Annotated in this window: 6 protein-coding genes; 2 read left to right on the plus strand and 4 right to left on the minus strand. The window is 72.0% G+C overall.

Annotation, left to right across the window (positions count from 1 at the left end):
* Nucleotides 1-38: 38 nt before the first annotated feature.
* Complete coding sequence (locus tag ACGFW5_RS28040) at nucleotides 39-833, minus strand: site-2 protease family protein (RefSeq protein WP_393837077.1); 795 nt, start codon at nucleotides 831-833, stop codon at nucleotides 39-41.
* 131 nt (nucleotides 834-964) lie between these two features.
* Between ACGFW5_RS28040 and ACGFW5_RS28045 the strand changes: the two genes are divergently transcribed.
* Nucleotides 965-4282, plus strand: a complete 3318-nt coding sequence (locus ACGFW5_RS28045; RefSeq protein ID WP_393837087.1) for an ATP-binding protein — start codon at nucleotides 965-967, stop codon at nucleotides 4280-4282.
* Nucleotides 4283-4295: 13 nt separating this feature from the next.
* On the opposite strand, the gene ACGFW5_RS28050 is transcribed toward ACGFW5_RS28045, so the two are convergent.
* The 3 genes from ACGFW5_RS28050 to panB all read right to left on the minus strand — a co-directional run bounded on the left by ACGFW5_RS28050 (nucleotide 4296) and on the right by panB (nucleotide 7329).
* Nucleotides 4296-5156 (minus strand): ABC transporter permease, encoded by an 861-nt coding sequence (locus ACGFW5_RS28050; protein WP_393837078.1) that lies wholly within the window; start codon nucleotides 5154-5156, stop codon nucleotides 4296-4298.
* Nucleotides 5153-6184 (minus strand): ATP-binding cassette domain-containing protein, encoded by a 1032-nt coding sequence (locus ACGFW5_RS28055; RefSeq protein ID WP_393837079.1) that lies wholly within the window; start codon nucleotides 6182-6184, stop codon nucleotides 5153-5155. Before ACGFW5_RS28055 ends, ACGFW5_RS28050 begins: the two co-directional genes overlap by 4 nt.
* A 266-nt stretch (nucleotides 6185-6450) precedes the next feature.
* The gene (panB, locus tag ACGFW5_RS28060) at nucleotides 6451-7329 is read right to left on the minus strand and encodes a 3-methyl-2-oxobutanoate hydroxymethyltransferase (protein WP_393837080.1); all 879 of its coding nucleotides are present in this window, start codon (nucleotides 7327-7329) and stop codon (nucleotides 6451-6453) included.
* A 308-nt stretch (nucleotides 7330-7637) separates the two neighbouring features.
* Between panB and ACGFW5_RS28065 the strand changes: the two genes are divergently transcribed.
* The gene (locus ACGFW5_RS28065; protein WP_393837081.1) at nucleotides 7638-9245 is read left to right on the plus strand and encodes an MFS transporter; all 1608 of its coding nucleotides are present in this window, start codon (nucleotides 7638-7640) and stop codon (nucleotides 9243-9245) included.
* Nucleotides 9246-9397 lie beyond the last annotated feature (152 nt).

A 9397-nucleotide genomic window follows, 5' to 3' on the forward strand; every position in this document is an offset into this window, starting at 1 on the left:
CGACCTCCTCGGAGTGAGCGAGCCGGGCCCGCGGGCCACTACCCCTGCGGCGTGAGCGAGAGGTCCGGCCAGAACTGGTAGAGGCTGCGGCCGATCGCGGCGTCCAGGTCGGACACCCCGAGCCCGTTGAGGATCGCGTAGATCAGCCGGAAGAACTCCTGGTTGATCTCGGGGATCCACAGCAGCCCGAACACGGCGAGCAGCCCGAACGGGGCGAACGGCTCCACCTGGCGCCGCGCGGCGTGCGACAGCCAGGGCTCGATGATCCCGTACCCGTCGAGGCCGGGGACCGGCAGGAAGTTCAGGAGCGCCGCCGTCACCTGGAGCAGCGCCAGGAAGGCCAGCGCGGCGCGGAAGTGACCCGGCACCCCGTCCAGGGCGTGCAGCCAGAACGGGGCCGTGCACACGAGGGCGAACACGACGTTGGTCAGCGGGCCCGCCGCCGAGATCAGGCTGTGCCGCCGGCGGCCGCGGATCCGGCTCCGCTCGATGAAGACCGCGCCGCCGGGCAGACCGATGCCGCCCATGATCACGAAGATGACCGGCAGCACGATCGAAAGCAGCGCGTGGGTGTACTTCAGCGGGTTGAGCGTGAGGTAGCCCTTGGCGCCGATCGTGATGTCCCCGCCGTGCAGCGCGGTGCGGGCGTGCGCGTACTCGTGCAGGCACAGCGACACGACCCACGCCGACGTCACGAACAAGAACACGGCGAGGCCGGGCGAGGAGGCGTAACTCGTCCACACCGCCCACCCGGAGACCGCCATCACGGCGACGATCCCGAGAAAGACCGGGCTGATCCGCCGGTCGTGGTGGCGGGAGGTAGCGGTGGCCATGCGGTGGGCTCCAGTGCTGGTGGGACGGTCGGGCGGGACGCGCCCGACCGTACAGGGGGTGAGCGTCAAACGTCTCGGGATCCCCGGGGAGTTCCCCGCCGGGGCGCTGGTCGCGGCGCGCGTCGATGAGAATGGGGGGTGTGCGCTACCGGCTTCTAGGCAACACCCAGGCCCAACACCTCGACGGCACGCCCGTCGCCCTCGGCGGAGCGCGGCTGCGCGCCCTCCTGGCGGTGCTCGCGCTACGGCCGGGCCGTGCCGTGCCGGTGGCCGTCCTCGTCGACGAGGTGTGGGGAGCGGAGCCGCCCGCCGACGCGCCGGGCGCGCTCCAGGCACTCGTGGGCCGGCTGCGCAGGGCGCTGGGCCACGACGCCGTCTTCTCGGCGGAGAGCGGTGGATACGGGCTCGCCGCCGAGGCCGACGACATCGACCTGCACCGTTTCGACCGGCTCGCCGCCGACGGCGCGCGCGCCCTGGAGGAGGGCGACCCCGCCGAGGCCGTGTCGCTGCTCGACGACGCGCTCGCGCTGTGGGCCGGGCCCGCGCTCGCCGATCTGCCCGACCCCGGCGCCCTCGCCACCCGCGCCGAGGCCCGCAGGCTCGACGCCCGGCGGCTCAGGCTCGCCGCCGCGCTCGCCCTTGGCCGCGCCGAGGAGACCCTGGCCGAGCTCGCCGCCCTGTGCGGGAGCCACCCGCTGGACGAGCCGCTGAACGCCCTGCGCATCCGGGCACTGCGCGCCGCGGGCCGCCCCGCCGAGGCGCTGGCCGCGTACGAGAGCGTGCGGGCCACCCTCGCCGATGAGCTCGGCGCCGACCCGGGGCCCGAACTGCGCGCCATCCACGCCGAGTTGCTGAACCCGGCGCCGCCGCCGCCCGCCGCCGCGCCCCCGGTGTACGGAAACCTGCGGGCCCGTCTGACCTCCTTCGTCGGACGCGAAAGCGAGCTCGCCGACATCCGCGGCGACCTGGAATCCGCCCGGCTCGTCACGCTGCTCGGGCCCGGCGGCGCCGGCAAGACCCGGCTCTCGCAGGAAGCCGCCGAAGGGGTCGCGGCCTGCTGGCCGGACGGGGTGTGGCTGGCCGAACTCGCGCCCGTCGACGACCCGGCCGGGGTGCCGGCCGCCGTGCTCACGGCCGTCGGGGCCCGCAAGACGGTGCTGCACTCGGCCGGCGCCGAAGAACTGAGGGCCGCCGACCGGCACGCCGACGACCCCCTGGTCCGGCTCGCCGAACACTGCGGGCCGCGCCGCATGCTGCTGCTCCTGGACAACTGCGAGCATGTGATCGGCGCCGCCGCGGAACTCGCCGAGTACCTGCTGGCCCGCTGCCCGCAGCTGGTGGTCCTCGCCACCAGCCGCGAAATCCTCGGCGTGCAGGGGGAGTTGGTGCGGCCCGTCGAGCCGCTGCCCGCGCCCTACGCGCTGCGGCTGCTCGCCGAACGGGGCGCCGCGGCCCGGCCGGGTTTCCGCGTGGAGGACGATGCGGACGCCGCCGCCGAGATCTGCCGGCGGCTCGACGGACTCCCGCTCGCCATCGAACTGGCCGCCGCACGCCTGCGCATGCTGACCACCCGTCAGATCGCGGACCGGCTCGACGACCGCTTCCGGCTGCTCACCAGCGGCAGCCGCACCGTGCTGCCGCGCCAGCAGACCCTGCGGGCCGTCGTCGACTGGTCGTGGGAACTCCTTGAGGCGTCCGAGCGCGCCGTGCTCGGCCGGCTGGCCGTGTTCGCGGGCGGCTGTGACCTGGAGGCCGCCGAGGCGGTGTGCGCGGGCGACGCCACCCCCTCGGGGGCCCCTGAGGTGAGCGCCCACGACGTGCCCGACGTACTGGGCTCGCTCGTCGACAAATCGCTCGTGGTGGCCGCGCCCGACACCACCGGCCACATGCGCTACCGGCTCCTCGAAACCGTCGCCGAGTACGCGGGGGAGCGCCTGGACGGTGCGGGGGACCGCTCCGGCGCCGAGCGGCGCCACCTCACGTACTACCGCGAGCTGGCCCGCCGCGCCGACGGTGAGCTGCGCGGACCCGGGCAGCGGGCGGCGATCGAGCTCTTCGAGGGGGAGTACGAGAACCTGCGGACCGCGCTGCGCCGCTCCATCGCGCTGCGCGACGAGCAGGAGGCGCTCTGCCTGGTGCACGCCCTGGCGTGGTACTGGCAGATACGCGACCAGCGAGGCGACGCACGGTACTGGGCACAGCAGGCCGCCGCCCTCGGCCCCGACCCCTTCGCGCCACCGCTGACGCCCGCACCGGCGGTGTACCTCCGCTGCGTGGACAACCCGCCGCCCATGGACCCCGATGTGCTCCAGGAGGCGCGGCGCGCCATGCACCTGATCCAGGTGGCCTCCATGGACCACGCGGCGGACGAGTGGAGCACGCCCGAAGCCCTCGAACGGCTCCGCGCCATCGTGTCCGTCTACCGGCCGGGCCTGCCGCAGACCTGCCGCACCCCGGGCTCGCTCTGGTTCTTCCCGCTGGTGTTCACCGGAGACGAGGACAGCCTGAAGGAAGTCCTCGACGCCACCGTGACGGCCTGCGAGGAACTGGGGTACGCGTGGGAACTGGCCGCCGCCCTCCAGATGCGCGCCAACGTCCTGGCCAACCGCACCGCCTGGGCGGGCGACGCGGCTAAGGACGCCGAGGTCAGCCTGCGGATGTTCCAGCGCATCGGGGACGCCTGGGGCGCGGCCGAGGCGCTGGCGGCCAGGGGCGAGGCGCGGGAGAAGAGGGGCGAGTTCGCCGCGGCGGCCGAGGACTTCGCCGACGCCCTGCGCCACGCCGAGCAGTTGGGCGCCAAGGCCCAGGTCACGCTCCTCAAGGCGCGGCTCGCGGGCATGCTCCTGGAGACCGGGGAGGGGGACCGTGGCGAGGCGATGCTGCGCGAGATCCTTGCCGACGGGCACGGCGCCGGTGTCGAGACACGGCCCGCGGCCCGGCTCTTCCTCGCCGTATGGCTGGGCCGTACCCGCCGGTTCGACGAGGCGCGCGAGCAGATCGAGGAACTGCTGCGGGAGTTCCACTCCGCGAACCTCATGATGTTCGAGGGTCTTGTCGTGGGCGTGCGGGCCTGGCTCGACAACGAGCAGGGCCGGTTCGCCGACGCCCTCTCGGGAGCGTTGACCGCGCTCGACCGGGCCCAGGAGCCGCTGTCGCGGATGGTCGCGCCGGAGATGATCGCTGTCCATCTGCTCACCGCTGCCTGGGCGTTGGCCGGGCTCGGCGGCGCCGACCGCGCCCTGGACGCGGCACGGCTGATCGGCGCCCACGACGCCCTGCTCCCGGAGGGCCACTTCTCGCCGCCCGTCCAGGCGGAACAGCGGGCCGCGGCCGAGCGGGCCGCGCGCGCCGTGCTCGACGACGCCGCGTACGCGTCGGCCCACGCGGAAGGCGGCGGCCTCGGTGTGGAGGAGGCCGCCGCCGTCGTGCGACGCGATCGCGAGAGCTGAGGGAGGGTCAGGCTCAGGTGCGCTTGCGGAACTTGGCGACCGCGAGCGGAGCCATCACCAGCGTGATCCCCGCCGACCAGGCGAGCGTCATCAGGGCGGAGTGGGCGACCGGGCCGCCGATCATCAGGCCGCGGGCCGCGTCCGCCAGATTGGACAGCGGGTTGTAGTCGGTGAAGGACTGCAACCAGCCGGGCATCGTGGTCGGCTTGGCGAAGATGGACGAACCGAACTGCAGCGGCATCAGCACGAGCATGGCCACTCCCTGGACGGCCTGGACGGACTTCATGGTGAGTCCGAGCAGGATGAAGATCCACATGAGGGACGCGCCGAAGGTCAGCGAAAGACCGACCGCGGCCAGCAGGCCCCACACCGAGGTGCTGATGCTGAGCCCCAGGATGAAGCCCATGATCAGCAGGATCGTGGTGGCCACCAGCATGCGGCCGACCTCGACCACCATCTTGGCGATGAGGACGGACGACCGGGCGATGGGCATCGTCCGGAACCGGTCCATCACGCCCTTCTTGAAGTCGTCGTTGACGCCGGAGCCGACCGCCATCGCGATGTTCAGGCCCATCATCGCCATCAGGCCGGGCACCAGGTAGTTGACGTAGGCGCCCTGGTTGCCGTCGCCGAACATCGCGCCGCCGAAGACGTACACGAACAGCAGGATGAAGATGATCGGCATCAGGACGGCGTCGAACATCGACTCCGGGTCGGCCTTGATCTGGAGCATGTTGCGGCGCGCCAGGGCGCCGATGTGGCGCAGATTGGCGCGCAGCCCGATGCGGACGTCGTCGGATCCGACGGCCGGCCGCGGGGCCGGAGGGGTCTGCTGGGCAGGCGCGTCGACGGTGGCAGTGGTGGTGGTGCTCATGCCGCGACCTCCTCGGTCTCACGGGTGGCGTCCTGGGAATCGGCGGTCTTCTGGCCGGTGATGGCCAGGAACACCTCGTCCAGGCTGGGAAGGTGGGTGCCTATGTGGGCGATGCCGAAGCCGCGCGCCCCCAACAGGCCTACAGCGGCCGTCAGTTGCTCGTCGCTGAGGATCGGCACATTCAGCACGCTCTCGTCGGGCACGACCTGGGTGCCCGAGATTCCGGCGAGGCCCGCCTCGGTGACGGCCCGTGCCATCGCGCCCAGCTGCTCCGGGTCGGTGGGCCGGATCTGGAGGGTGCGGCCGCCGACCCGCGCCTTCAGCTCGTCGACCTCGCCGCTGGCGATGACCTTGCCGCGGTCGATGACGGTGAGCTCACGCGCCAACTGCTCGGCTTCTTCCATGTACTGCGTGGTCAGCAGCACGGTGGCGCCCTCGGCGACCATGCGGCGCACCTCGTCCCACACCTCGTTGCGGGTGCGCGGATCGAGGCCGGTCGTCGGCTCGTCCAGGTACAGCACGGCGGGGTGGCCGATCATGGAGGCGGCCAGGTCGAGCCGGCGCCGCATGCCTCCGGAGTACGTCATCGCGGGCCGCTTGGCGGCGTCCGTGAGCGAGAAGCGCTCCAGGAGCTCGTCGGCGCGGGAGCGGGCCTGCGTGCGGGACAGGTCGAGCAGCCGGCCGATCATGTACAGGTTCTCGCGGCCGGACAGTTTCTCGTCGACCGAGGCGTACTGCCCGGTCAGGCCGATCGTGCGGCGCAACTGGCGGGGCTGCTTCACCACGTCGTACCCGGCGACGACCGCGGTGCCGGCGTCCGGCACGAGCAGGGTGGACAGGCAGCGGACGAGGGTGGTCTTGCCGGCGCCGTTCGGTCCGAGCACACCGAGCACGGTGCCCTCGCGGACGTCCAGGTCGACGCCGTCCAGCGCCTTGGTGTCGCCGAAGTGCTTCACCAGCCCCCGTACGGAGACGGCGTGCTGGGCGCCGCCCCCGCTGTTGCCGGGCTTCTTGTCGATTCGCGTCATGGACATCAAGGTGCCAGGCGCCACCGACAATCCGCCGACAGGCCGCCGACACCTCGGGGACACCCTGTCGGCAGCCGGCGAGAGGACTGCGGCACCCGCCCCCGCCAACGACGGACAGCCCGCCGATGGGGGAAGTCGGCGGACTGTCGTCGTGACCGCAGTGGCTGGTGGAAGGTGCGTTGTCCCGGTAGGGAACGTGGCTGGTGGACGATGTCCCCCGGCCGGAACGCGGTGGGTGAAGGGTGCGCCCTCCGGCCGGAACGCCGTTAGTGGAAGGTGTGTTCCTCGGCCGGGAACGCCCCGCCGACGACCTCGCCGGCGAAGGCCTTCGCCGCGTCCCCGAGGGACTGGCGCAGGTTGACGTACTGCTTGCTGAAGCGGGGGGCCTTGCCGGGGGTGAGGCCCACCATGTCGGTGTAGACGAGCACCTGCGCGTCGCACTCGATGCCCGCGCCGATGCCCACGGTCGGGATGTGCAGGATGCGGGTCACCTCGGCGGCGAGCTCCGCGGGGACCAGCTCCAGAACGATCGCGAAGGCGCCCGCGTCCTGGACCGCCTTGGCGTCGCGCAGCAGTTGGTGCGCCGCCTCGTCGCCGCGGCCCTGCACCCGATAACCCAGCGTGTTCACGGACTGCGGCGTCAGCCCGATGTGGCCCATCACCGGGATGCCGGAGTCGACGAGCAGGCGGATCTGTTCGTGGCTGCGCTCGCCGCCCTCCAGCTTGACCGCGCCGACGCCCGCGTCCTTGACCAGGCGCATGGCGGTGCGCAGCGCCTGCACCGGGCCCTCCTGGTACGAGCCGAAGGGCAGGTCGCTCACGACCAGGGCGCGCGAGGTGCCCCGTACGACAGCGGCGGACAGCATGGTGATCTCGTCGAGGGTGACCGGCACGGTCGTCTCGTATCCGAGGTGGCAGTTGCCCATGGAGTCGCCCACGAGCAGGACCGGGATCCCCGCCTCGTCGAAGACGGACGCGGTCATCGCGTCGTAGGCGGTGAGCATGGGCCACTTCTCACCGCGCGCCTTGGCGGCCGCGATGTCGTGCACGGTGATGCGCCGGGTGCCCTTGCCCCCGTACAGCGCCTTGGGATCGCTGCTGTCGGAAGTCTTCTGGTTCTGGGCAGCCTGAATGTGTTGCGTCATCGCAACGGCTCCTGTTCGTCATCTCGAAGCGCCCTTACGGCGTCTCCGGACCACATCCATGGTGGCATCCCGTGCCCCTTGCCGGGAAGTGGGTGTGACACGAAGGGCACGGCCCGCACCCATGGGCGAGCGACGTCGGACCGGGCCGCACCCACGGGCGAGCGATGCCGGGCCGGGCCGCACCCACGGGCGAGCGATGCCGGGCCGGCCCGGCCGTACCCGCGGCAAGCGGCCCCGGCACAGCCCGTACGGTAAAGACATTCCTATACGAGACGGTTCCGTATCGGAATTGCTCTAGGGTGGTAGACATGTCAACCACGCCTCCCGCGTCCGGCGCCCCTGCCGCACCCCGGATACCCGAAGCCGTCCACCGCCGGCGCTGGGCGATCCTCGCCGTCCTGATGCTCAGCCTGCTGATCGTCGTTTTGGACAACTCGATCCTGAACGTCGCCGTCAAGACCATCGCGAGCCCCGCCCCCACCGGTCTCGGCGCCACCCAGAGCGAGCTGGAGTGGGCGATCAACGCCTACACGCTCGTCTTCGCCGGCCTGCTCTTCACCTCGGGACTGCTCGGCGACCGGCTCGGCCGCAAGCGGATCCTGCTCTTCGGCATCACGGTGTTCGGCCTCGGCTCGGTGCTCGCCGCGTTCTCGAACTCCCCGGACCAGCTCATCGCGTTCCGCGCCCTGATGGGCCTCGGCGGCGCCTTCGTGATGCCCGCCACCCTCGCCGTCCTCATGAACGTCTTCGAGCGCGACGAACAGCCCAAGGCGATCGGCATCTGGGCCGGCGGCGTGGGCCTCGCCATCGCGATCGGCCCGATCACCGGTGGCGTCCTGCTCCAGCACTTCTGGTGGGGCTCGGTCTTCCTGGTCAACGTGCCCGTCGTGATCATCGCCCTGATCGCGATGATCGTGCTCGTGCCGGACTCCAAGGACCCCAACCCCGGCAAGCTCGACCCGGTCGGCGTGCTGCTCTCCGTCGTGGGACTCGTGCTGCTCGTCTACGGCATCATCCACGGCGGCGAACTCGCCGACTTCACCGATACGGGCGTCCTCGCCACCATCCTCGCCGGTGTCGCGGTGCTCGTCGCCTTCGTGTTCTACGAGAAGCGCTGCGACCACCCCGCCATCGACATCACCTACTTCAAGAAGCCCGCCTTCTCGGCCGCCGTCGTCGCCATCGCGCTGACCTTCTTCGCGCTGATGGGCGTGACCTTCTTCTCGGTCTTCTACATCCAGAGCGTGCGCGGCTACAGCGCCCTTCAGTCCGGGCTGCTCATCCTGCCGCTCGCCGCCGCCCAGATGATCTTCGCGCCGCGGGCCCGGCTGGTCGTCGACCGGTTCGGCGCGCGGGCCGTCTGCACCGCGGGACTCGTCCTGGTGGCCATCGGCCTCGCCGCCTTCGGCCTGTTCGACGCCGGCACCCCGATCTGGGTCATGGAGGTCGTCTTCTTCATCCAGGGCGCCGGAATGGCCCACATCATGCCGCCCGTCACCGTGTCGATCATGCAGGCGCTGCCGCGCGAGAAGGCCGGCTCGGGCTCGGCCGTCAACAACACCTTCCGCCAGGTCGGCGGCGCGCTCGGCGTCGCCGTGCTCGGCTCGCTGCTCTCCACCGTCTACCGCGGCGACATCCAGAGCCACCTCGGCGCGGTCCCCGAAGGGGCGCGCAAGGCGGCCGGCGAATCCATCGAGGCCACCCTCGGCGTCGCCGAGCGGATGGGCCCCGCGGGCAAGGCGCTGATCGGCCCCGCCAACGACGCCTTCATCCACGCCATGCACATCACCGCCTTCGCCTCGGCCGGAGTCGCCCTGCTCGGCGCGGTCGTCGTCGCCCTCTTCCTGCCGCCGAAGCCGCCCGCGGCCCAGGCACCCACGGAGCAGGACAGGCCCACCGAGGCCGCCCACCGCTAGGGAGCGTCTTCGAAGTGGCGTCGTCCGCCCGCCGGCCAGACGGGACTTCGAAGACACGACCTAGGGGGTGTCTGGTGGATCATGGCCGGGGGTGCGGCGCCTGGCACGGCACCTCGCGGCGTTGCCGAAACGCCCCGATAGCTCCGCTATCA

It is taken from the genome of Streptomyces sp. NPDC048416 (genome assembly GCF_043200435.1).
In the GTDB taxonomy this organism is placed as follows: domain Bacteria; phylum Actinomycetota; class Actinomycetes; order Streptomycetales; family Streptomycetaceae; genus Streptomyces.

Excerpts from the sequence above, each read along its gene's own strand:
- panB (WP_393837080.1), bottom strand. The coding sequence starts at position 7,329 with ATGACGCAACACATTCAGGCTGCCCAGAACCAGAAGACTTCCGACAGC.
- ACGFW5_RS28040 (WP_393837077.1), bottom strand. The coding sequence starts at position 833 with ATGGCCACCGCTACCTCCCGCCACCACGACCGGCGGATCAGCCCGGTC.
- ACGFW5_RS28045 (WP_393837087.1), top strand. The coding sequence starts at position 965 with ATGGGGGGTGTGCGCTACCGGCTTCTAGGCAACACCCAGGCCCAACAC.
- ACGFW5_RS28050 (WP_393837078.1), bottom strand. The coding sequence starts at position 5,156 with ATGAGCACCACCACCACTGCCACCGTCGACGCGCCTGCCCAGCAGACC.
- ACGFW5_RS28065 (WP_393837081.1), top strand. The coding sequence starts at position 7,638 with ATGTCAACCACGCCTCCCGCGTCCGGCGCCCCTGCCGCACCCCGGATA.
- ACGFW5_RS28055 (WP_393837079.1), bottom strand. The coding sequence starts at position 6,184 with ATGACGCGAATCGACAAGAAGCCCGGCAACAGCGGGGGCGGCGCCCAG.